The organism is Caulobacter vibrioides, from assembly GCF_002310375.3.
GTDB classification, from domain to species: domain Bacteria; phylum Pseudomonadota; class Alphaproteobacteria; order Caulobacterales; family Caulobacteraceae; genus Caulobacter; species Caulobacter vibrioides_D.
Window position 1 is genome coordinate 912,317 of sequence record NZ_CP023315.3, and the last position, 23,232, is coordinate 935,548.

General features: G+C 68.6%; 20 protein-coding genes. 13 read left to right on the forward strand and 7 right to left on the reverse strand.

The window, feature by feature from the left end; translation table 11 throughout:
- Positions 1-150: 150 nt before the first annotated feature.
- Together CA606_RS04320 and CA606_RS04325 are read right to left on the reverse strand one after the other, a co-directional pair.
- Positions 151-420, reverse strand: a complete 270-nt coding sequence (locus tag CA606_RS04320; protein ID WP_096052235.1) for a GNAT family N-acetyltransferase — start codon at positions 418-420, stop codon at positions 151-153.
- 144 nt (positions 421-564) lie between these two features.
- Positions 565-1,752, reverse strand: coding sequence for an acetyl-CoA C-acyltransferase (locus tag CA606_RS04325; RefSeq protein ID WP_096052234.1), 1,188 nt, complete (start codon positions 1,750-1,752; stop codon positions 565-567).
- Between the two features lie 234 nt (positions 1,753-1,986).
- On the opposite strand from CA606_RS04325, the gene CA606_RS04330 reads away from it, so the two are divergent.
- Together CA606_RS04330 and CA606_RS04335 are read left to right on the forward strand one after the other, a co-directional pair.
- Positions 1,987-2,490 (forward strand): winged helix-turn-helix transcriptional regulator, encoded by a 504-nt coding sequence (locus CA606_RS04330; RefSeq protein WP_096052233.1) that lies wholly within the window; start codon positions 1,987-1,989, stop codon positions 2,488-2,490.
- 92 nt (positions 2,491-2,582) lie between these two features.
- A complete protein-coding gene (locus CA606_RS04335) occupies positions 2,583-4,616 on the forward strand; it encodes a putative bifunctional diguanylate cyclase/phosphodiesterase (protein ID WP_096052232.1) in 2,034 nt (677 codons plus the stop codon).
- Between the two features lie 12 nt (positions 4,617-4,628).
- Here the strand turns inward: CA606_RS04335 and mnmA are convergent, their stop codons facing one another.
- From mnmA to CA606_RS04360, 5 genes are read right to left on the reverse strand one after another with little or no spacing between them, the layout of a single operon-like run.
- Positions 4,629-5,852 carry a tRNA 2-thiouridine(34) synthase MnmA gene (gene mnmA / locus CA606_RS04340; protein ID WP_096053873.1) on the reverse strand — a complete coding sequence of 408 codons (1,224 nt, stop codon included), beginning with the start codon at positions 5,850-5,852 and terminating at the stop codon, positions 4,629-4,631.
- Positions 5,853-5,895: 43 nt separating this feature from the next.
- A complete protein-coding gene (locus CA606_RS04345) occupies positions 5,896-7,134 on the reverse strand; it encodes an FAD-binding domain-containing protein (RefSeq protein WP_096052231.1) in 1,239 nt (412 codons plus the stop codon).
- Positions 7,135-7,175: 41 nt separating this feature from the next.
- Complete coding sequence (locus CA606_RS04350; RefSeq protein ID WP_096052230.1) at positions 7,176-8,099, reverse strand: flagellin; 924 nt, start codon at positions 8,097-8,099, stop codon at positions 7,176-7,178.
- Between the two features lie 3 nt (positions 8,100-8,102).
- Entirely contained in the window at positions 8,103-10,214 is a 2,112-nt protein-coding gene (gene flgK, locus CA606_RS04355) for a flagellar hook-associated protein FlgK (protein ID WP_096052229.1), read from the reverse strand.
- A gap of 3 nt (positions 10,215-10,217) precedes the next feature.
- Complete coding sequence (locus CA606_RS04360; protein ID WP_181242783.1) at positions 10,218-10,334, reverse strand: hypothetical protein; 117 nt, start codon at positions 10,332-10,334, stop codon at positions 10,218-10,220.
- Between the two features lie 280 nt (positions 10,335-10,614).
- On the opposite strand from CA606_RS04360, the gene CA606_RS20540 reads away from it, so the two are divergent.
- The 11 genes from CA606_RS20540 (at position 10,615) to flhA (ending at position 23,210) form a co-directional block, all read left to right on the forward strand.
- On the forward strand, positions 10,615-12,444 hold the full coding sequence (locus CA606_RS20540; RefSeq protein ID WP_423752940.1) for a flagellar hook-length control protein FliK: 1,830 nt from the start codon (positions 10,615-10,617) through the stop codon (positions 12,442-12,444).
- Between the two features lie 11 nt (positions 12,445-12,455).
- Complete coding sequence (locus tag CA606_RS04370; RefSeq protein ID WP_096052228.1) at positions 12,456-13,136, forward strand: flagellar hook assembly protein FlgD; 681 nt, start codon at positions 12,456-12,458, stop codon at positions 13,134-13,136.
- 148 nt (positions 13,137-13,284) lie between these two features.
- Positions 13,285-15,060, forward strand: a complete 1,776-nt coding sequence (gene flgE, locus CA606_RS04375; RefSeq protein WP_096052227.1) for a flagellar hook protein FlgE — start codon at positions 13,285-13,287, stop codon at positions 15,058-15,060.
- 168 nt (positions 15,061-15,228) lie between these two features.
- Positions 15,229-15,510: a CtrA inhibitor SciP gene (sciP, locus tag CA606_RS04380; protein WP_010918787.1), complete on the forward strand. Its 282-nt coding sequence runs from the start codon at positions 15,229-15,231 to the stop codon at positions 15,508-15,510.
- Positions 15,511-15,530: 20 nt separating this feature from the next.
- The gene (locus CA606_RS04385; protein ID WP_096052226.1) at positions 15,531-15,755 is read left to right on the forward strand and encodes a hypothetical protein; all 225 of its coding nucleotides are present in this window, start codon (positions 15,531-15,533) and stop codon (positions 15,753-15,755) included.
- 18 nt (positions 15,756-15,773) lie between these two features.
- Positions 15,774-17,438: a flagellar basal-body MS-ring/collar protein FliF gene (gene fliF / locus CA606_RS04390; protein ID WP_096052225.1), complete on the forward strand. Its 1,665-nt coding sequence runs from the start codon at positions 15,774-15,776 to the stop codon at positions 17,436-17,438.
- Positions 17,438-18,460 (forward strand): flagellar motor switch protein FliG, encoded by a 1,023-nt coding sequence (fliG, locus tag CA606_RS04395; RefSeq protein ID WP_096052224.1) that lies wholly within the window; start codon positions 17,438-17,440, stop codon positions 18,458-18,460. The genes fliF and fliG overlap by 1 nt, the downstream gene beginning before the upstream one ends.
- 10 nt (positions 18,461-18,470) lie before the next feature.
- Positions 18,471-19,109 (forward strand): flagellar assembly protein FliH, encoded by a 639-nt coding sequence (locus CA606_RS04400; RefSeq protein ID WP_096052223.1) that lies wholly within the window; start codon positions 18,471-18,473, stop codon positions 19,107-19,109.
- A 15-nt stretch (positions 19,110-19,124) separates the two neighbouring features.
- Positions 19,125-19,457: a flagellar motor switch protein FliN gene (fliN, locus tag CA606_RS04405; protein ID WP_096052222.1), complete on the forward strand. Its 333-nt coding sequence runs from the start codon at positions 19,125-19,127 to the stop codon at positions 19,455-19,457.
- Between the two features lie 33 nt (positions 19,458-19,490).
- Positions 19,491-20,858 carry a sigma-54-dependent transcriptional regulator FlbD gene (gene flbD, locus CA606_RS04410; protein ID WP_096052221.1) on the forward strand — a complete coding sequence of 456 codons (1,368 nt, stop codon included), beginning with the start codon at positions 19,491-19,493 and terminating at the stop codon, positions 20,856-20,858.
- A 249-nt stretch (positions 20,859-21,107) separates the two neighbouring features.
- The gene (flhA, locus tag CA606_RS04415) at positions 21,108-23,210 is read left to right on the forward strand and encodes a flagellar biosynthesis protein FlhA (protein ID WP_096052220.1); all 2,103 of its coding nucleotides are present in this window, start codon (positions 21,108-21,110) and stop codon (positions 23,208-23,210) included.
- Positions 23,211-23,232: the final 22 nt, after the last annotated feature.

Below are 23,232 nucleotides of genomic sequence, written 5' to 3' on the forward strand. Positions count from 1 at the left end.
TCACGCGACTTCGTCGCGCGCCACCTCCCCCGCAAGCGGGGCAGGAGGATGATCTTCCTCCCCCGTTGAAACGGGGGAGGGGGACCGCCCCCGGGTCGCGCTAAGCGCGCGCCCGAGGACAGGCTCCGCGGTGGAGGGGGCGCTTGCCCGTCAGCCGATCAGGTCCGGATCGTTCCGCTTCAGCCAGGCCGCCGCGTAGGAGCAGATCGGCGTGATCTTCATGCCTTCGGCCCGCGCCGTCTCGGCGACCTTGGCCATCAGGCGGCCCGCCGCGCCCTTGCCACGCAGGGCGGGGTCGGTCTCGACGTGCGGGATGACCAGGCGCTGCCCAGCCCGCTGGTAGTCGGCGAAGGCCAGGCGGCCGTCCTCTTCGAGCTCGTAGCGGGACAGTTCGGGGTTGTGGCGGAAGGAGTCGGGCATGGGGCTTCCTACGCTTGATCCTCCCCCGCATCGCGGGGGAGGTGGCCCAGAGGGCCGGAGGGGGCGAGCGCCGCCGATGCAGGTTTAGCCCCCTCAGTCGCTCCGCGACAGCTCCCCCGCAGCGCGGGGGAGCAACTCACCCACTCAAACCAGCTCGATCGCCATGGCCGTGGCCTCGCCGCCGCCGATGCACAAGGACGCCAGGCCCTTCTTGCCGCCGCGTGACTGCAGGGCGTTGATCAGGGTGCAGAGGATCCGCGCGCCCGAGGCGCCGATGGGGTGGCCCAGCGCGCAGGCGCCGCCGTTGACGTTGAGCTTGTCGTCGGGGATGCCCAGTTCCTTCTGGGCGATCATGGCCACGACCGCGAAGGCCTCGTTGACCTCGAAGAGGTCGACGTCGGCGACGCTCCAGCCGGCCTTCTTCAGCGCCTTCTGCATGGCCGGCACCGGGGCGGTGGTGAAGAGGCCCGGCTCATGGGCGTGGGCGGCGTGGCTGACCACCTTGGCGAGGATCGGCAGGCCCAGCGCCTTGGCGACGCTCTCACGGGTCATGACCAGGGCCGCGGCGCCGTCGCTGATCGAGCTGGAGTTGGCCGCCGTGATGCCCCCGTCACGGCTGAAGGCCGGACGCAGGGTCGGGATCTTGGCCGGGTCGGCCTTGCCGGGCTGCTCGTCGGTGTCGACGACCTCGGTCCCCTTGCGGGTGACGACGCTGACGGGCGTGATCTCGGCCTTGAACGCGCCGCTCTCGACGGCGGCCTTGGCCTTCATCAGGCCCCGGGTGGCGTAGTCGTCCATCGCCTCGCGGGTGAACTGGTAGGTCTGGGCGCTGTCCTCGGCGAAGGCGCCCATCAGCTTGCCGGGGGTGTAGGCGTCCTCCAGGCCGTCCAGGTACATGGAGTCCCACATCTGGTCGTGGCCGATGCGGGCGCCGGCCCGGTGCTTGGACATCAGGTAGGGGGCGCCCGTCATGCTCTCCATGCCGCCGGCCACGACGACGTCGACACTGCCGGCCGCCAGGGCGTCGTGGGCCATGATCGCGGCCTGCATGCCGCTGCCGCACATCTTGTTGACGGTGGTGGCCTCGACCGAGAGCGGCAGGCCCGCGCCCAGCGCCGCCTGGCGGGCCGGCGCCTGGCCAAGGCCGGCGGGCAGCACGCAGCCCATGATGATCTGCTCGACCTTGTCGCCCGCCACGCCGGCGCGTTCGATGGCCGCCTTGACCGCCGTGGCGCCCAGGTCGGTGGCCTTCACCCCGCCCAGCGCGCCCTGAAAGCCGCCCATCGGCGTGCGGGCGTAGGCGACGATGACGACGGGATCGGCGGCGGACATGGATCAAGCTCCCTGAAGGTCTTTTGGGGCGAGATAGGCCCTCATCGCGTCCGAACAGGCAAGAGGGTTGCGGAAACGTGATGCGAAAGGGGCGAGCGGCGCCGCCAGAAAAGCGAGCCGCTCGCCAGGTGGCAATGAACCGAGAGAGTCAATTGCGAAAAAAAACCTATGCCGGTTCATCTTCAAACGCAACGCTCTCTTGCTTTCCCTCGCGGAACGCCGCAACTTCGCCAAATGGGCCGCACAGCTGACTATACGAACGAACGTTGCTCGGTCGCCGCCACCCTCGAGGTCGTCGGCGACCCGTGGACCTTGCTGATCCTGCGCGACGCCTTCGCCGGGGTGAAGCGCTTCGAGCAGTGGCAGGAGCGCCTGGGCGTGGCCCGCAACGTCCTGGCCGCGCGGCTGAAGACGCTGGTGAGCCACGGGGTGATGGAAACGCGGCGGTATTCGGAACGTCCGCCCCGGCACGAGTACTGGCTGACCGAGAAGGGCCTGGCCTTGTCGCCAGTGCTGCTGACCATGGCCGAGTGGGGCGATCGTCACGTCTATGGCCGCGACAAGTCGCCGGTGCTGTTCCGTCACAAGACCTGCGGCTGCGCCTTCCATCCGGTACTGGCCTGCGAGGCCTGCGGCCAGGTCGTGGAGCGGCGGGACATCGAACGGGCCGGTCCTCAGGACCTGACCGCGCCGACCGTCGGCGAGGCGCTGGACGCAGTGAAAATCGCCGCCGAATAGGCGCCGCGACCGGCGGGCGCGACAATCCGCCACACCTCCTCGGCCGGTCGGATTCGGGAAGGCTTCACCGTTGAGCGAACACGGTTAGAGCCATGTTCGACGCCGTCAGTCTGTCCCAGCGGATCAAGCGCCTTTTCACCATTCGGCGCGACCAGCCCGAGCTGGTGATCGCCCAGGCGCGCGCGCTCTCCTGGCAGGTGCCGCTGATGTACGTGGTGGTGCTGGCCAACGCCTACGCCCTGGCGGCAAGCCATTTTCGGGTCGCGCCGCTGTGGCTGAACATCGGCCTGCCGGCTCTGCTGACCGTGGCCTGCGCCATTCGCAGCGTCGGGTGGCTGAAGATCGGCGGCGCCAGCGTCGATCCCGAACAGGCCGCCCGCATGCTGGCCGGCACGCTCAAGACCTCGGGCTTCCTGGCCGCCGTGTTCGCAGGCTGGTCGCTGGCGCTCTATCCGTATGGCGACGCCTATCAGAAGGCTCACATCGCCTTCTACATGTCGATCACCGTTATCGCCTGCATCTTCTGCCTGATGCACCTGCGCGGCGCGGCGATCCTGGTGACCCTGGTCGTGCTGGGCTCAATGGTCGCCTTCTTTGGGGCGACCGGCCAGCCGGTGTTCCAGGCCATGGCCGCCAACATCGTCGTCGTTTCGGCGGTGATGATCGTCATCCTGCTGACCCAGTACCGCGAGTTCTCCGCCCTCGTCCGATCGCGCGTGACCCTGACCCAGAAGGCCGAGGAGGCCCGCCGGCTCAGTGACGAGAACGACCGCCTCGCCAACTTGGACAGCCTGACCGACCTGCCCAATCGCCGCCGCTACTTCGCCGAGCTGGACGCCCGCGTCGAGGCCGCGCGCCAGAGCGGTCAGGGCTTTGTGGCCGGGGTCATCGACCTGGACGACTTCAAGCCGATCAACGACGCCTTCGGTCACGCCACCGGCGATCGCCTGCTGATCGAGGTCGGCCGGCGTCTGCGGGCGTTCGACGGGCCGCCGATCCTGGCCGCGCGCCTGGGCGGCGACGAGTTTGGCCTGATCATCGACGCCGCCCTGGAGCCCGACGCCCTGCGCGCGCTGGGCCGCGAGCTTTGCGCCGCGCTGAACGCCACCTACGACCTGCGCGGCGTGCGCGCCCAGGTCGGAGCCTCGATCGGCTTCTGTCCGTTCCCGTCCGGCGCCGACACCAGCGAGCAGCTGTTCGAGCGCGCCGACTACGCCCTCTATCACGCCAAGCAGAGCATCAAGGGCACGGCCGTGGTGTTCGACGAGCGCCACGAGGCGGCGATCCGCGACATGGCGGTGGTCGAGCATTCCCTGCGCCACGCCGATCTCGAGCGCGAGATGAGCGTTCATTTCCAGCCTCTCGTCGACATCGTCGGCCAGCGGACGGTGGCGCTTGAGGCGCTGGCCCGCTGGACCAGCCCCGAGATCGGCCCGATCCGTCCCGACGTCTTCATCCGCGCCGCCGAGCGGTCAGGCCAGATCGTCGAGATCACCCGCCTGCTGGTCGCCAAGGCGCTGCGCGAGATGCGCGCCTGGCCGATGGACGTGCGGGTGTCGATCAACCTGTCGGCCCGCGACATCGCCTCGATGGAGAACGTCCAGCAGCTGCTCGACATCGTCCGCGAGAGCTGCGTCGCGCCGCACCGCATCGATTTCGAGATCACCGAGACGGCCATCGTCTGCGACTTTGACCAGGCCCGCGACGCCCTGGCGGCCTTCCACGATCTGGGGGTCCGCACGGCGCTGGACGACTTCGGCACCGGCCATTCCAGCCTCAGCCACCTGCGGCTGCTGCCGCTGGACAAGCTGAAGATCGACGCCAGTTTCGTCTCGGACATCGAGCACAACCCCGCCAGCGAGGACATCGTGCGCACGGTGCTGCAGCTGGGCCGCAACCTGCGCATGGAGTGCGTGGTCGAGGGCGTCGAGACCGAGGTCCAGCGCGACCGCGTGGCCGCGCTGGGGGCGACGGTCATGCAGGGCTACCACTTCGCGCGACCCATGCCGGCCGAGGCCGTGCCGGGCTATCTCAGCGGCGAAGCCGTCTCCGCCGCCCGGCGTCGGCGTGAGCGCGGCGCGGGGCCGGCCGAGTGGGACGGCGACTTCTGCCGCGAGGCCGGCTGAGGCGAAGGCCGATCAGGCGGCGGTGAGGTCCATCTGCCGGGTCGTGCCGGCGATGAAGCCGCCGCCCAGCACCCGGTCCGGATCGGCCGGGTCATAGAGCACGCAGGCCTGGCCCGGCGCGACGCCCTCTTCGGCGCCGTCGAACACGACCGCCAGCGCGCCGTCGATCATGGCCAGTCGCCCGGGAACCGGTTCGCGGGTCGAACGCACGCGGGCCAGCACACGCTGGCCGTCCTCGGCGGCGGCCTCCAGGCTGTCCTGACCGCCCAGCCAGCTTCCCTCTTTCAAGGTCAGGGACGCGGTCAGCAGGGCCTCGCGCGGGCCGACGATCACCTGGCGCTTTTCAGCATCGATCCTGACCACGAACAGCGGATCGCCCACGGCGATGTTCAGGCCCCGGCGCTGGCCGATGGTGTAGCGGGTGACGCCCTCGTGGCGACCCAGCACCCGGCCGTCCAGGTGCACCACGTCGCCGGCCTCCGCGCCCTGCGGGCGGATGCGGTCGATGACGGTGGTGTACTTGCCCTCGGGCACGAAGCAGATGTCCTGGCTGTCGGGCTTGTCGGCGATCGACAGGCCAAGGCCCTGGGCGACGGCGCGCACCGTAGGCTTGTCCATGCCGCCCAGAGGGAAGCGCAGGAAATCGAGCTGATCGCGCGTGGTGGCGAACAGGAAATAGCTCTGGTCCTTGGCCGGATCGGCGGCGCGGCGCAGTTGCGGCCGGTTGCCGCCGTTTCCGGGCATGGCGCGCTGGACATAGTGGCCGGTGGCCATGGCCTCGGCGCCCAGGTCGCGGGCCACGTCCAAGAGGTCGCGGAACTTGACCGTCTGGTTGCAGCGCACGCACGGGATCGGCGTCTCGCCGCGCAGATAGGCGTCGGCGAAGTCCTCGATGACCTGCTCGCGGAAGCGGCTTTCATAGTCCAGCACGTAGTGCGGGATGCCGATGCGCTCGGCGGCCATGCGGGCGTCCAGTATGTCCTGGCCCGCGCAGCAGGCGCCCTTGCGCGAGATCGCCGCGCCATGGTCGTAGAGCTGCAGGGTCACGCCCACCACGTCATAGCCGGCGCGGGCCAAGAGGGCGGCGGTCACGGTGGAGTCGACCCCGCCCGACATCGCCGCGACGATCCGCGTGCCCTCCGGCAGGCCGACGGCGGCGCGCGCCTGCTCGACCGCGCGCGCGATCAGCGTGTCGGAGTCGAGGGCGGGGGTCGTGTCAGTCAAAGCCAGGTCCATCGCCGCCATATAGCGGCTTGACCCGGATTTTGCGAGGCGAGGGCTAGAGCAGGGCGGGTTGGGCGTTTGGTCGCAGGGCCAGTTGGTCCAGCAGGCGCGGGATCCGCTTCTTGAGGCCAAAGAAGCCGCCGCGTCCCTGCGGCCAGGTCAAGGCGTCATAGGGACGGCCCAGAGACTTCAAGGTCAGGCCCCGCGCGGCCAGCTGGGACGCCAGCGCGTCCAGCCGATCCCGGGTCGGTCCGATTGGCGCGTAGGCGGTGACGATGGTCCTGACCCCGGCGGCCGAGGCGGCCTGCGCCAGCGTCTCGGCGTCGATCGGTCCGCGACGCACTGGCGTGTCGGGAAAGGCGACGGCGACGCGGCGCGCGGCGTCGTCGAGGGCCTGGCGAGCGAAGTCCTGGACCAGGGGGGAGCGGGCGTCGGTGTCGCGCTCCACCGCGTCGGCGACATGGACCGCCGCCACGGCCGCGTCGGACGGCAGCAGGGTCTGCGGATCGAGGTCTTCCTCGGTGACGAGCAACAGCGACGGGCCTTGCGGCGGGGAAAGATCGAGGGCCGGCGAGGTCCAGGGCAGCGCGAAGGGCGGCTCCTCGAGGGGCGGCGCGTCGGCCGCCAAGCCGTGGGGCTGGAAGCGGCCCTCGGTGTAGCGCGCGATGTTATCGGCCCTGGCCAGATAGGTCTTGCCCGGCGTGTGCAGACCCACGACCCAGCGCCACGACAGGGTGTTGGCGGCCGGATCACCGTCCAGCAGCCGCGCGTGCATGAAGGCCGCACCCAGGGCCCAGGGCAGACCCAGGGTATGGCTCCAGATCGAGGCGAACCACATGCGGGCGTGGTTGTGCAGGTAGCCGCTCGCCTCCAGTTCTGCGACCCAGGCGTCGAAGGCGTCGATCCCGGTCCGGCCGGCGACGGCGTCGGCGTAGCGGCGGGCCAGGGCCGGGTCGCGGTCCAGCGCCGCACGGCCTTGCGCCACGGACTGGCGGTAGCGGGTCCAGATCTCGGGCTGGCCCTCCAGCCGACCCTTGAAGTGGGCGCGCCAGAACACCTCGTCGATGAACTTCTCGGCGGCGGTCTCGTCGTGGCGGGCCAGCACGCGGGCCAGCACCTCGCGCTCGGTCACCATCCGGCGGCGCAAATAGGGCGAAAGGCCCGATACGGTGGGCGCGTCGACCGCGTGGTTGCGCCGCGCGGCGTAGGCGCGACCGGCGTGCGGCAGGAAGGCGTCCAGGCGCGCCAGGCCGGCGGCGCGCGTGGCGGTCCAGGTCGAGAAGGCGGTGTTCATGCCTCCGCTTACGGCCAAGCCGGCCCAGCGGATGGGCGGCTCTACTTCAGAACGTTCAGCAGCGACGAGGCCTGCAGGCTGGTGAACACCTGGGCCGAGGCTTGCACCGCCAGCTTGGCGGCCTCCAGACGGGTGACGGCCTCGGCCATGTCGACGTCGACGATGCCGCCGACCATGGTCGTCAGGGTGTCGGCCTGGTTGGACAGATCGGTCTCGGCGGCCTCGAAGCGCTTCTGGTTGACGCCGTTCTTGCCCTGGATGTCGACCACCGACTTGTAGGCCGTGTCGAAGGTGGTCAGCATGCCCTTCAGGAAGTTGACCTGGGTGTCATTGAGGTTGCCGGTGAAGGCGCCGTTGACGTCGATATAGGCCTGGACCTGCTTGAAGGCGTCGAACGTCGCCGTGCCCAGGGCGTCGCCCAGCACGCCGGTCTTGGCGTTGGTCTGCTCATCGACCCGGTTGGTGGTGATGTACTGGTCGTTCTGGAACAGCGACGCCGTCGAGGGGGCCGCCGTCAGGTCGGCCATGGTGGCCGCCGTGGTGGTCGCCGTCTGGGTCTGGGCGCCGGAGAACACGTAGAGCCCGTTCGACTTGGTGTTGATCCCCTGAACCACGTCGCTGAACGCCGCCTGCAGCTGTTGCATCAGGGTGGTGGCGTTGCCGGCGGCCAGCGCGTTGGCGATGGCTTCGCGCGCATCCTTGGTGCCGTCGGCGACCCGGCCGATGCCGGTGTTCTGCATGTCCAGCCGATTGGTGACCAGCTTGGTCTGGTCCAGCAGGCCGTTGATCTTGGTCTGGGCGCTGCGCATGGCGGTCAGCACCTCGGCGTTCTTGGCGTAGCCGCGCAGGTCGGTGGCGACCTTCTGGCTGGCCACCTGGGCGCCCACGTCATTCTGGCGGATCTGCGCCTTCATGAGGTTGGACGTCATGATGTTGTAGTTCTGGACGGTTGAGACGCGGGTCATGGCTTACCCCAGGATTCCGGTGAGCACGTCGAACATGTCCTTGCTCGCCTGGATCAAGCGGGCCGAGGCGTTGAAGGCTTGCTGGTAGGTGGTCAGGTTGATCAGTTCTTCGTCCAGGTTCACGCCCTCTTCGGACTGACGCTGGCTGTCGACTTCGCTGGACACCGCGGCGGCGGCGTCCTTGCGGCTTTCGGCGGTGGCGGCCTTGCGGGCGATGGAGCCCCCGAAGTCGGCGGCGTAGCGCGAGACGGTCATGGTCACCGAAGCGGCGCTTCCCGCGACGCCGAAGGTGGCGGTGTTCTCGCCGGCGTTGGCCAGCGCCAGGGCGCCGCGCCCGTCGCCGATCGCCAGGGCCGCGCTGCCGCCCACCGTCTGGGTCAGGTCCAGCTTGGCGAAGGGCAGCAGCTTGGGGTTCTGGTCCATGGCGGTGTTCAGGGAGAACTTCTCGCCGCGGGTGCTGCGTTCGGCCGGACCGATGCCGAACAGCTGGCTGGCCGAAGGGCCGCCGGCGCCGCGCTCGGTGCTGTCGGCGACGATCGACATCGCCACCGGGGTGTTGGTGTTCGACGTGAAGCTGATCTGGCCCTTGCCGTTCATCGAGAACTGACCGTAGAGGCCGACCCCCGACGCGCGGGAGTTCAGCGCGTCGATCATATTCTGCATGGTCCCGCCTGCGGGCGGGGTGAAGGGAATGTCGCGGATCCGTCCGCCCTCGACATCGGTGAGCCGGATCGTCATCTCGCCGGTGGTGAAGCCGTGCGCGTCCGTGGCCGTCAGACCGGTCTCGTAGGGCGAGTAGCCGCTGGTGCGGACAATGTCGTTGAGGCCGAAATAGTGGCTGAAACCCTTGCCGGTCTTGCTCGACGGCGTGGTGGCGTCATCGGCGATGGCCACGCCCAGGCCGCCCGCGCCGTTGATGCTCAGCGCGCCGTTCGAGAAGCCCGCCGCGCCCTGGCCGCCCAAGGCGGTGTTGAGCTGGGCCATGAAGTTGGCCGGGGTGAAGGCCGGGCCGGCCGCGCCGTTCACGGTCATCGATCCGGCGTCGAAATCGATGTCGATCCGCCGCTGGATGACGCCGCTCGCGTCGGTCAGGGCGATGGTGGTCTTGCCGGTGAAGCCGGTCAGCGCCGCCTGGGCGTCGAGCCCGGTGTTGCGGCCCGTCAGGCTGGTGGGCGCCGGCACCGAGGAGGCCGCGTTGGCCGCCCGGTTAATCTCTTCGGTGGCGCGCGAGGTGAACTCGCCCAGCTGGTCGGACAGATTGACCAGTTCGGTGTTGCGCACGTCCATCAAGCCGCGGATCTCGCCGCTCGAGATGTTCAGGGGCGTCGGGTAATCCGAGCCATTGGCCAGCTGGACGGTCAGAAAGCCGGTGGCCGTGGCCGAGGTCTGGTAGGTGACCTTGGCCGCGCCGTCGCCCGCCAGGTTCAGGCCCTCGGTCGATCGCACCACGACCCCGCCCAGGGCGCGCGCCGAGATCTGAACGTTCATCAGCTCGGAGAGCTCATCGACCAACTTGCTCTGGACGTTCTCGGCGCCCGTGGCGTCGGCGCCCGCGACCTTGGCCCGCGTGATGTCGGTGTTCAGCGCGTCGATCTGGCTGAGCAGGTCGTTGACGCGTCCGACATCGGCGGCGATGCGCGTATCGGCGTCCTTGCCCAGCTTCGACAGCGAGGCGGTGATGCGGCTGGACTCACTGAGGAAGTCGTCCAGCCGGGTCAGGGCCTGGGTGCGCAACAGGCTGGAGGAGGGATCGTCCTGCGCCGAGGAGAACGCGGCGTAGACATCGTCCAGAACCGTAAAGAAGCTCGTCGAGCCGCTGGGGTCGCCGAACAGCTGCTGGGCGCTGTTGAGCGTGCTGGCGACGATCGAGGCGCGACCGCTTTCCGAGGCGGCGTTCAGGCTGGCCGACTGCAGGAAGGCGTCGGTCGCGCGCTTGATGGCGTCGATATTGACGCCCACGCCCATGCCGTTGGACAGCATGTTCGACTGGCTGACCGTCTTGCGGACATAGCCGGTGGTGTTGACGTTGGCGATATTGTCCGACGTGACGCGCAGACCCGTCTGCGCGGCCATCATGCCGGACGTCGCCGTGCTCATGATCGCGGTGAGCGACATGGATCAGGCCTCCTGCGGCTCGGCAAACCGCGTAGCGCACAATGCGCCGTTGCCCGGCGAAACTTGCCGGGTCGCGGTGGGGCATGATCCCCGATGATGTGCCAAGCCATTGAAATTCATGGCGATGTGTTCCGGGCGCCGGAAATTCGACGAGGGGTCTTCCGCAAGGACGGCGCCAACCCGGGGCGTGGCGCGGCGACGCGGCAACTCCCGTCCCTCACCCGCGTCGGAACTCGGCAAAAAGCGCCGCACGCGGCCTGATTTTCGTTCGTAAACAAGCCATTAAAGTCAAATAAAACAACGGGATATGCTGCATTTTCCGAGTTGGCCCGACCGTTGCTGAGGGAGGCGGCGAAGGCGCGTCCGTCATGGAGCGCCGCCAACCGAGCAACGACTGCGCATGACCGCGATCGCCGCACCCACCGCCGCTCTACCCGCCGCGCCGACCCCGGCCGGCGGCGTCAAGGCGTCCGCCGACGCCTTTGACGCCCTGCTGGCCATCGCCGGCCGACCGGACGAGACGCCGGCCCAGCGCCCGGCGCCGCGCCGCGCCGAGGCCAAGAGCGATGACCGTGACCAGGATCGCGAGGTAAAGGCCGCCGAAAAGCCCGCCCGTCCCGAGGCGCGCGCCGACGCCAAGGCCGTCGATCGCAGCGAAGACCCCCGCGCCGACGGCGACGACGCCGTCGAGGGGGGCCGCGAGGCCAAGGCCAGCGACGCCAAGACCAATGACGACGCGGCCGCCGACAAGGCGTCCGGCGCCGAGACCCAGACGTCCGAGGCGAGCGTCGAGGCTCTGGTCGAGGTCGACTCGACCCTGGCCTCGGCCCAGGCCGCCGCGATGCTGATCGCCGCCATGTCGGCCGAGCCGGCGACGACGCCGCCGATCGAGGTCGCGGTCGAGCCGGCCCCCGCGTCCGCCGCCGTCGCCGTGGGCGACGCCGCAGCCTTCGCCGCTGCGGTCGAGGTCGCCGGTGAGGCGCCGGTCGTCGCGCCGCAGGGCCAGGCGACGACCGAGCCGGCTCCGGAGGCCGCCGCCGTGACCGCGCCGCAGGCGGCGTCGGCGCCGACGACCGCCGTCGCCGGCGAACAGGCGCTGGACGCCGCCGCGCTCGAGGCCCTGACCGCGCTGGCCGGTGAGGCCGAGACGCCCCTCGACGCCGAGAGCCAGACCACGCCGCGCGCCGCGCCGACGACCACGACGGCGGCGACGACCCCGACGGTCGCGCCGACCGCACAGACCAAGACCGCCGAGGCGACGCCCGCCGCTGCGGTCGCGCCGGCGTCCAGCGCCACGCCGGCTCCGGTCGCCACGCCGATCGAGCAGGCCGCCGCGCCGGTGGAAGCCCCGATCGTCGCGGAGGCCGCCCCGGTGGCGACCGCCGCCAATACGGACGCCGTCGAGGCCTCGCCCGCCGTGACGTCGGGCGTCGCGACCCTCGCCGCCAAGACGGTGGAAGCGCCCGCGACCCAGGCCGCGCCGTCCGGCGCGCCTGCTGCGGTCGTGGCCGCAGAAGCGGTTGAGACCGCTCAGGCCGTGACCGCCGTCGCGTCCGGCGCGGCGGGCGGCGACGCCAGCGCCAACACCGACGCCAACGCCACCGCCCAAACCAACGTTTCCGACACCGCCGCCGCCGCCGCCGCGCCCCTGGAGGCTGCGGTCGCCGGGGCGAGCAGCGCCGAAGCCGCGCCGACCTCGACCGCCACGCCGCCGGTCCAGCTGCAGGCCGCCAACACCGCCGCGCCCGCCGTCGCGCCGGCCCCGGTGCGCGGCTCGCCCGAGACCGTCGCGGCCCTGTCGGCCGAGATCCTCAAGAAGGCCGACGCCAAGACCACGCGCTTCGACGTGGCCCTGACCCCGGACGGCCTGGGCAAGGTCGATGTGCGGATCGAGATCGCCCGCGACGGCGCCCTGACCGCGTCCATGCGCTTCGACACCGCCCACGCGGCCCAGGAGCTGCGCGGCAAGGCCAATGAGCTGCGTCAGGCGCTGGCCGACGCCGGCTTCAACGTCGCCGACAACGGGCTCAGCTTCGACGTCTCCAGCCAGGACGGCCGGAGCCAGAACCCGTTCTTCGCCTTCGAAGGCTGGGGCGACCAGGGACAGCGCGCCTTCTCGGGTCGCGCCTTCCAGGCCGCCCTGACCGGCGAGGAAGACATCACCATCACCCCCGAACTGCTGCCCGGCCTGAAGACCGCCGTCGACAGCGGTCTGGACATCCGGATCTAGGAGATACCGACATGGCCACCGCCGTCTCGTCACAGAACACTTCGTCGGTCCTCGACAAGATCAACAACTCGCGCACGTCGCTGGCGACCAACAAGGAGACCTTCCTCAAGCTGCTGACCACGCAGCTGAAGAACCAGGATCCCCTGTCGCCGACCGACACCACCCAGATGACCCAGCAGATCACGCAGATGACCGGCGTGGAGCAGCAGCTGGTCACCAACGACCTCTTGGCCGCGCTGGTGGGCATGAACACCGGCACGGGCCTCTCCGAGGGCGTTTCGATGATCGGCAAGCAGATCTCGGCCATCAGCGACACCTCGACCCTGAAGAACGGTGCGGCGACCTTCTCCTGGACCCAGCCCAGCGCCTCGGCGTCGCTGAAGGTCGAGATCAAGAACCCCGCCGGCAAGGTGGTCCGCACCCTGACGCCGGACGACCAGAAGAGCGGCGACCACGTCATCACCTGGGATGGCAAGGACGACAGCGGCGCCCAGCTGCCCGACGGCGGCGTCTACGGCATCGTCGTGACGGCCAAGACCGGCGACGGCAAGGAAATCAAGGCGACCAACATCAAGGGTCGCACCGAGGGCGTGGTGACCGCCGTCGACAACACCACCGGTCAGCCGATGGTCGTGGTCGATGGCAAGACCGTCCCCGTCGACAACGTCGTCGGCATCAAGGCCGCGGCCTAGAGCACTTAACCAGGCCGAGGCGGCCTGAACCCCCCATCGACCGGGCGTCAGAAAGACGCCGACGCGGTCCCCGGAAGACGGTCTTCCCGCGGATCCAAACGCAAACAGCGCTGAACCCTCGTCCCCCCATTTTTGTAGGAATTCAGTCATGAGCATCAACAGCGCCATGCTCGCCGGCGTTTCCGGTCTGGTCGCCAACTCGTCGGCCCTGGCCGCCATCTCGGACAACATCGCCAACGTCAACACGGTCGGTTTCAAGCGCTCGACCTCGAACTTCTCCACCCTGGTCACGTCCGGCAACAAGAACCAGACCTACAGCGCCGGTGGCGTGAAGGCTCAGACGCACCAGTTCATCAGCCAGCAGGGCCTGACCCAGTCGACGACCTCGAACCTGGATATCTCGATCTCGGGCTCGGGCTTCTTCGTCACCACGGAAAAGCCGGAGAACCTGACGGCCGCCGACACCCGCTCGTTCACCCGCGCCGGCTCGTTCCAGCTCGACAGCCTCGGCTATCTGCGCAACGACGCGGGCCTTTATCTGCAAGGCTGGCTGGCCGACCCGGTCAGCGGCCTGATCACCCCCGACCCGTCGGACCTGACGCAGCTGGCGTCGATCAACGTCGGCAGCGTCGGCGGCACGGCCGAGAAGACCACGCGCGTCGGCGTCAACGCCAACCTGCGCTCCGAGCAGCCGGTGGCGGCGGCGGTCTCCTACAAGGTCGGCACGGCGGGTACGGCGTCGAAGACCAACGTCGTCGACTCGGCGGGTACGTCGCATAACTACGACGTCATCTACAGCTCCACCGGCGTGGCCAATCCGGTCAGCGGCAACAACGAATACCTGGTCGACATCAAGGAAAACGGCGTGATCGTCGCCACCGGTAAGGTGGCCTACGACGCGGCTACGAACGAGATCGTCACCTCGGAGATCGACTACAAGGGCGCCAGCCCGGTGGCCGGCACCTTGACCACCACCCGCATCAACGCCGCCGGCGATACGATCGACCTGGAGGATCTGGGCATCATCGACACCGCCGGCGTCGACGACGCCGAGGTCGTCGCGGGCAAGCTCTACGATCCGTCGACCTGGTCGATGTCGGACTACGCCAAGGACAACAGCAAGGGCGTCAAGCCGGACTTCGAAGTCCAGATCCCGCTGTCGGACTCCAAGGGCGGTCAGCGCACCGTGACCCTGTCGCTGCTGAAGGGCCCCGGCCCGAACCAGTGGTACGCCGAGCTGCGCGCCAAGCCGGGTGACCTGGCCAACAACGGCAACGGCCAGATCAGCACGGGCATCATCGAGTTCACCACTGATGGCAAGCTGAAGAACACCGGCGGACTGTTCGGCACCACGAGCCCGACATCGATCACGATCAAGGCCTCTGGCTATGTCGCGCCTGCGGTCACGCCGCCTGCGGTGCAGCCGCCCGCGCCGCCGACCTGGGCCGACAACCTGGGCATCGATGAGCAGGAGGTCCAGATCGACCTGGCCAGCGCCGCCGGCGGCCTGACCCAGTACAACAGCCAGTCGGTGGTTCAGTCGGTGAACACCAACGGCACGGCCTTCGGCAACCTGACCAATATCGAGGTCGACGAGGGCGGCTACGTCTCGGCCATCTTCGACAACGGCGTCACCCGCCGGATCGCCCAGGTCGCCATCGCCACCTTCTCGAACCCGAACGGTCTGAAGGGCGTCAACGGCAATGCTTATCGGGTCACCAACGAGAGCGGCACCTACAGCCTGAAGGCTCCGTCGCAAGGCGGCGCCGGCGCTCTGGCCCCCTCTACCCTTGAAGCCTCGACCGTTGATCTGTCCCAGGAGTTCACCGGTCTGATCACTACTCAGCGCGCCTACTCGGCTTCGTCGAAGATCATCACGACCGCCGACCAGATGCTTGAGGAACTCTTGAATATTAAGCGCTGATCATAGGGCTTAACATTCTTTAATTCTTGTGTTTCACACTGAGACACTACGGACTGCTAAGGAGCCATCTTGTTTAGGCCTTTCTTTACTATTGGAATTAAGCCGCTGTTATTAGGCGGCGCCTATAGTGGCCTTCAACAGTGATGGTTGTGGGAAAGGCGTAAAGCCATGTTGCAGCAGCAGCGCACCAACAGCCGGGGTGAAAAGTACGTCATCGGTCCGACCGGTGCGCCTCTCACTCTGGCGGATTTGCCGCCCGCGGAGACCCAGCGTTGGGTCATCCGTCGGAAGGCCGAGGTCGTGGCCGCCGTTCGCGGGGGTCTGCTCTCGCTCGACGAGGCGTGCGATCGTTACAAGCTGACGAACGACGAGTTCCTCAGCTGGCAGCAGTCGATCGATCGGCACGGCCTGGCGGGCCTGCGGACCACTCGGATCCAGCAGTACCGTTAAGGCGGGCGGGGTGTGTTGATGTGACCGCCCTTCTTCGCCTCGACAACCCGACGGGCCATGCGCCGCAAGGGTTTGATGACGTTCAGCGGCCGCGCCCGAAAGGGCGCGGCCGCGACGTTTTGGCGCCTGCGGAACGCGCGTCTACCGGCAGATATAAACGCCTCGTTTACCTTGTACTGGGTAAATCCTGCCTACCGGCGAGCGCTTCGTATGCGTTTGGCGGGCTTCCCCTCGGGGATTGTTGACGCAGGGGATGGGGCTTCGTGGAAAGCTTTCTGGGTTCAATCAGGCAGTTCGGCGTCGGGCGTCTCGCCGCGATGCTGGGCGTCGGCGCGGGTGTCGTCGCCGTGCTCGTGGCCCTGGTCATGTTCATGGGCAAGGAGCCCAATGAGCTGCTCTATTCGAACCTGGACCTGAAGGAAGCCTCGGAAGTCACCCAGGCCCTCGACCAGGCCGGCATCAAGTATGAAACCAAGGGCGACGGCTCGACCATCATGGTGCCGCGCGACAAGGTCGCCAGCGCGCGCCTGATGGTGGCGGGCAAGGGGCTCGTGAGCTCCGGCTCCATCGGCTACGAGATCTTCGACAACAGCAATGCGCTGGGCCAGACCGACTTCGTCCAGCAACTGAACCGCCAGCGCGCTCTGCAGGGCGAGCTGGAGCGCACCATCAAGGCGATGCAGGGCGTCAACAGTGTCCGCGTGCACCTGGTTCTGCCCAAGCGCCAACTCTTCGAGGAAGACGCCGAACAGCCTTCGGCCGCCGTGACGATCGGCGTGGGCTCGCGCGAGCCGTCGTCGGACATGGTCCGCGCCATCCAGAACCTGGTCTCGTCGTCGGTGCCGAACATGAAGGCCGAAAAGGTCGCGGTCATCGACCAGCACGGCAAGACCCTGTCGGCCCCCAGCGACGAGAGCCTGGCCGGCAAGATGGCCCAGGACCGCAAGTCCGAGGTCGAGGCCCGCATCGCCAAGACCGTCAAGGACATGATCGAGGGCGTGCTGGGCCCGGGCAAGGCCCGCGTCAACGTGACCGCCGATCTGGACCTGAACCGGGTGACCACCCAGGAAGAGCGCTTCGATCCGGATGGTCAGGTTGTCCGGTCGGAAAGCACCACCGAGGCCTCCAGCCAGGAAAACAAGAACGACGACAACACCGGCGTCACCGCGGCGGCCAACGTGCCCGGCGGCCAGGGCGCCAATGGGTTCCAGCAGCTGGGCTCGCGCTCGGGTCAGAACGACAGCGTCACCAACTACGAGATCTCCAAGTCGGTGAAGACCACCGTCCAGGAGCCGGGTGCGATCAAGAAGGTCGCGGTCGCGGTCGCCATCGACGGCGTGTCGGCCCCGATGGGCAAGGACGGCAAGCCCGGCGCCTATACGCCGCGCACCGCCGAGGAGATCCAGCAGATCGAGGAACTGGTGAAGACCGCCGTCGGCTTTGACGCCGAGCGGGGCGACCAGGTCAAGGTCACCAACATCAAGTTCCCGCAGCCCGAGGATCAGGGCCTTGAGAAGGCGGGGCTGCTGGCGGGCTTCGACAAGAACGACATCATGCGCGCGGCCGAACTGGGCCTTCTGGCGATCGTGGCGCTGCTGATCCTGCTGTTCGCGGTCCGCCCGTTCATCAAGAACCTGTCGGCGCCCGCGCCGGGTCAGATCGCTCTGGCCGGACCGTCGGGCGGCGCGCCTGTCACGCGGCTGGTGACCTTGTCGGACGGCACGCAGCAGCAGGTGGTCGTCGACCAGTCCGGCGAGCCGATCGCCATCGCCGGCCCGCCGGCCAGCGACATCGACTCGCGTATCGACATCGCCAAGATCGAGGGCCAGGTGAAGGCTTCGTCGATCAAGCGCGTCTCCGAGTTCGTCGAGAAGCACCCCGACGAGTCGGTCGCGATCCTCCGTAACTGGCTGCACGAGTCGACCTGATGGCTATGAAAGTCGCCGTCAACGACATCAAGAACCTCTCGGGGCCCGAAAAGGCCGCGATCGTTCTGCTCGCCCTGGGCGAGGAGCACACCAAGATCTGGGAAGCCCTGGACGACGAGGAGATCAAGGAAGTCTCCCAGGCCATGGCGGGCCTGGGCACCGTCTCGGCCTCGGTCGTGGAAGACCTGCTGGTCGAGTTCGTGTCGGGCATGAGCTCCACCGGCGCGATCATGGGCTCGTACGAACAGACCCAGCGCCTGCTGGCCTCGTTCATGCCGGCCGACAAGGTCGACGCCCTGATGGAAGAAATCCGCGGTCCTGCGGGTCGAACCATGTGGGACAAGCTGGGCAACGTGAACGAAGCGGTGCTCGCCAACTATCTGAAGAACGAATACCCGCAGACCGTCGCCGTCGTCCTGTCCAAGGTGAAGAGCGACCACGCCGCGCGTGTGCTGGCCTGCCTGCCCGAAGACTTCGCTCTGGAATGCGTCACCCGCATGCTGCGCATGGAGCCGGTGCAGCGCGAAATCCTCGACAAGATCGAGATGACGCTGCGCACTGAGTTCATGTCGAACCTGGCGCGGACGTCCAAGCGCGACAGCCACGAGATGATGGCCGAGATCTTCAACAACTTCGACCGTCAGACCGAGGCCCGCTTCATCGCCGCCCTGGAAGAGCGCAACCGCGAAGCCGCCGAGCGCATCCGCGCCCTGATGTTCGTGTTCGAGGACCTGTCGAAGCTGGACCCGGGCGGCATCCAGACCCTGCTGCGCGGCACGCCCAAGGAACAGCTGGCCCTGGCCCTCAAGGGCGCCTCGGACAAGCTGCGCGACATGTTCTTCTCCAACATGTCCGAGCGCGCGGCCAAGATCATGCGCGAGGACATGGACAGCATGGGCCCCGTGCGCCTGAAGGACGTCGACGCCGCTCAGGTGGGCATGGTGCAGGTGGCCAAGGATCTCGCCGCCAAGGGCGAGATCATGCTGGCCGGCTCGGGCGCCGACGACGAGCTGATCTACTGAGGGGCATGCGATGACCGACACCCCTCACCGCAAGTTCGCTTTCGACACCGTCTTCGACGACCACGGGGGCGTGGCCTACACCGCGCCGCGCGTGAAGAAGAGCTTCACGCCCGAGGAGGTCGAGGCCGTCAAGGCGCAGGCCTACGCCGAGGGCGAGCGCTCGGCCCTGGTCCGCACCGAGCAGGAGGCCGCCCACGCCCTGGCCGAGGTGGCCCAGGCCGTGCAGCAGGCGTTCGAGACCCTGGCCCACGTGGCCCACGAGCACCGCGAAGGCTCGGCGATGCTGGCCCTGGCCTGTGGTCGCAAGATCGCCGACGCGGCCCTGACCCATTTCCCCGAGGCCCCGGTCACCGCGGCGCTGGAGGCCCTGGCCCGCGAGGTCGAGGCCCAGCCCCGGATCTTCGTGCGCGTCTCGCCCGAGCTTGAGGAGCGCACCCAGCAGGCGCTGGAGACCGTCGCCGCGCAGATCGGCTTCCAGGGCCAGATCGTCGCGCGCGCCGACGGCGCCATGGCCCCGGCGGCCTTCACTTTCGACTGGGGCGATGGCCGCGCGGCCTTCGACCCCGACGGCGCCGCCCAGCGCGTCGCCGAGGCGCTGGAGGCGGCGATCGCCGCCGAAGGCCTCCACGCCGAACCCCTGTTTACCTAGGAAGGCTGACGAACGATGGCCGAAGACAATCTCCCGCTCGACGAATTCGGAGGCGCCATGCTGGCCTCCGAGGCTCCGATCGAGATCAGCGACAAGACCGCTGCGGACCTGGCGCCGGTCTTCGACGTTCCGGTCAACATCTCGGCCGTGCTGGGCCGCGCCCACATGTCCGTCGCGCAGCTGCTGCAGCTGGGCCAGGGCTCGATCCTGGAGCTGGACCGCAAGGTCGGCGAGGCGATCGACATCTACGTCAATAACCGCCTGGTCGCCCGGGGCGAGGTCGTCGTCGTCGACGAGCGCCTGGGCGTGACCATGACGGAAATCATCAAGGACGGCGACCAGGGCTAAGGCCCGGTGGTCGTTCGAGAGGGAGAGTAAGAGATGCGGCTTCTGGTCGTCGGAAAACTGAACGGGCAGCTCTCGGTCGCCGTGAAGATGGCGATGAGCGCGGGCGCGAAGGTCTCGCACGTCGAAACGACGGAGCAGGCGACCAACGCGTTGCGGGCGGGGCAGGGCGCGGACCTTCTGATGGTCGACTACGCGCTCGACATCGCCGGTCTGATCGCCGCCAACGAGGCCGAGCGGATGCGGGTGCCGGTGGTGGCCTGCGGCGTCGACGCCGACCCGATGCGCGCGGCCAACGCCATCAAGGCCGGGGCCAAGGAGTTCATCCCGCTGCCGCCGGACGCCGAGCTGATCGCCGCCGTCCTGGCCGCCGTCACCGACGACGAAAAGCCGATGGTCGTCCGCGATCCGGCCATGGAGCAGGTGATCAAGCTGGCCGACCAGGTCGCCCCGTCCGACGCCTCGATCCTGATCACCGGCGAAAGCGGTTCGGGTAAGGAGGTCATGGCCCGCTATGTCCACGGCAAGTCCCGCCGGGCTAAGGCGCCGTTCATCAGCGTCAACTGCGCGGCCATCCCCGAGAACCTGCTGGAAAGCGAGCTGTTCGGCCACGAGAAGGGCGCCTTCACCGGCGCCATGGCCCGCCGCATCGGCAAGTTCGAGGAGGCCGACGGCGGCACCCTGCTGCTGGACGAAATCAGCGAGATGGACGTGCGCCTGCAGGCCAAGCTGCTGCGCGCGATCCAGGAGCGCGAGATCGACCGCGTCGGCGGCTCCAAGCCCGTTAAGGTCAATATCCGCATCCTGGCCACCAGCAACCGCGACCTGGCCCAGTCGGTGAAGGACGGCGCGTTCCGCGAAGACCTGCTCTATCGCCTGAACGTCGTGAACCTGCGCCTGCCGCCGCTGCGCGAGCGTCCGGCCGACGTGATCAGCCTGTGCGAGTTCTTCGTGAAGAAGTACTCGGCCGCCAACGGCATCGAGGAAAAGCCGATCTCGGCCGAGGCCAAGCGCCGGCTGATCGCTCACCGCTGGCCGGGCAACGTCCGCGAGCTGGAAAACGCCATGCACCGGGCGGTGCTGCTGTCCAGCGGCCCGGAGATCGAGGAGTTCGCCATCCGCCTGCCGGATGGTCAGCCGATGGCGCCGGCGCCCGACGTGGCGGTGGCCCGCGGGGCCCAGATGGCCGCCGACGCCGCCTCGCGCGCCTTCGTCGGCTCGACCGTCGCCGAGGTCGAGCAACAGCTGATCATCGACACCCTGGAGCACTGCCTGGGCAACCGCACCCACGCGGCCAACATCCTGGGCATCTCGATCCGCACCCTGCGCAACAAGCTGAAGGAATATTCCGACGCCGGCGTGTCGGTGCCGCCGCCCCAGGGCGGGGTCGGCGCGGCCGCCTGATGGTGTTCGCTGTCATCCCGGCGAAAGCCGGGACCGCCGCAGGCTCGGCGCCTGCCGGGGTCCCGGATCGGCCTCCGGCCGTCCGGGATGACAGCAAAGGATGCGCTGCGGCGCTCGGGCTGACGTGTCGCGCCGCCGCGACCATCGGTCCGGCGCCGCGCCACGAAAAATTTGGTTAACAAGATGGCGGCGGGCCGCAAATCGCTCCAAGCGAAAGCCTAGCTTCCCATCCCCGGTTCAAGGTTCCGAATGGCCGACGCCGCCGCCCCGACCGCCAGCTCTATGCCCAGCGCCAAGTCGCTGCTCGACGGGCTGATGCGCGGCGAGATGGGCCTGGCCCTGGGCGTGGTCGGCATCATCGTGCTGCTGATCATCCCGGTTCCGGCGCCGCTGCTGGACGTGCTGCTGGCCCTTTCGCTGACGGGATCGGTGCTGATCCTGATGACGGCGATCCTGATCAAGCGACCGCTGGAATTCACCTCGTTCCCGACCGTCCTGCTGGTCACGACCCTGTTCCGACTGGGTCTCAACATCGCCTCGACCCGCCTGATCCTGAGCCATGGCCAGGAAGGCACGGGCGGGGCCGGCGCGGTGATCGAGGCCTTCGGTCACCTGATGATGCAGGGCAACTTCGTCATCGGGGTGATCGTCTTCATCATCCTGATCGTCGTGAACTTCATGGTCGTGACCAAGGGTTCGGGCCGGATCGCCGAAGTGGCGGCCCGCTTCACCCTGGACGCCATGCCCGGCAAGCAGATGGCGATCGACGCCGACCTGTCGACCGGCCTGATCGACCAGGACCAGGCCAAGCTGCGCCGCAAGGAGCTGGAGCAGGAGAGCACGTTCTTCGGGGCCATGGACGGCGCCAGCAAGTTCGTGAAGGGCGACGCGATCGCCGGCCTGATCATCACGGCGATCAACATCATCGGCGGCATCATCATCGGTGTGGTGCAGCACGACATGCCGTTCGGCGCCGCAGCCTCGACCTACACCATCATGACCATCGGTGACGGCCTGGTCAGCCAGATCCCGGCCCTGATCATCTCGATCGCCGCCGGTATGGTCGTGTCCAAGGCCGGCGTCGAAGGCTCGGCCGACAAGGCCCTGACCACTCAGCTGGCCATGAACCCGGTGGCGCTGGGCATGGTCTCGGCCTCGTCGGGCGTCATCGCCCTGATCCCGGGCATGCCGATCATCCCGTTCGCGGCGATGTCGCTGGCCGCCGGCGCCCTGGCCTACAAGCGCATCCAGGACGCCAAGCAGCCCAAGCCCCTTGATCCCGCCGATCTTGAGGCGGCCGCGCCGGCCGAGCCCGAGGAGGAGCCGATCAGCGCCTCGCTGGCGATCGACGACGTCAAGATCGAGCTGGGCTATGGCCTCTTGACCCTGATCAACGACCTGGACGGGCGCAAGCTGACCGACCAGATCCGCGCCCTGCGCAAGACCCTGGCCAGCGAGTTCGGCTTCGTCATGCCGCCGGTGCGCATCCTCGACAACATGCGCCTGGCCAACCAGGGCTACGCCATCCGCATCAAGGAGATGGAGGCCGGCGCCGGCGAGGTCCGCCTGGGCTGCCTGATGTGCATGGATCCGCGCGGCGGCCAGGTCGAGCTGCCGGGCGAACACGTGCGCGAGCCCGCCTTTGGCCTGCCCGCCACCTGGATCGCCGACGACCTGCGCGAGGAAGCCACCTTCCGCGGCTACACCGTCGTGGACCCGGCCACGGTGCTGACCACGCACCTCACCGAGATCCTCAAGGAGAACATGGCCGACCTGCTCTCCTACGCCGAGGTGCAGAAGCTCCTGAAGGAGCTGCCCGAGACGCAGAAGAAGCTGGTCGACGACCTGATCCCCGGCACCGTCACGGCCACCACCGTGCAGCGCGTGCTGCAGTCGCTGCTGCGCGAGCGCGTCTCGATCCGCGACCTGCCGCAGATTCTTGAAGGCGTCGGCGAGGCCGCGCCGCACACCGCGTCGGTCACCCAGCTGGTCGAGCAGGTCCGCGCGCGCCTGGCCCGCCAGCTGTGCTGGGCCAATCGCGGCGACGACGGCGCCCTGCCGATCATCACCCTGTCGGCCGACTGGGAGCACGCCTTCGCCGAGGCCCTGATCGGCCCGGGCGACGACAAGCAACTGGCCCTGCCGCCCTCGCGCCTGCAGGACTTCATCCGCGGCGTCCGCGACAGCTTCGAGCGCGCGGCCCTGGCCGGCGAGGCGCCGGTGCTGCTGACCAGCCCGGGCGTGCGTCCCTATGTGCGCTCGATCATCGAACGCTTCCGCGGCCAGACCGTGGTGATGAGCCAGAACGAGATCCACCCCCGCGCGCGACTGAAGACGGTGGGGATGGTTTAGGGCGCATACGGACGATTTTTTT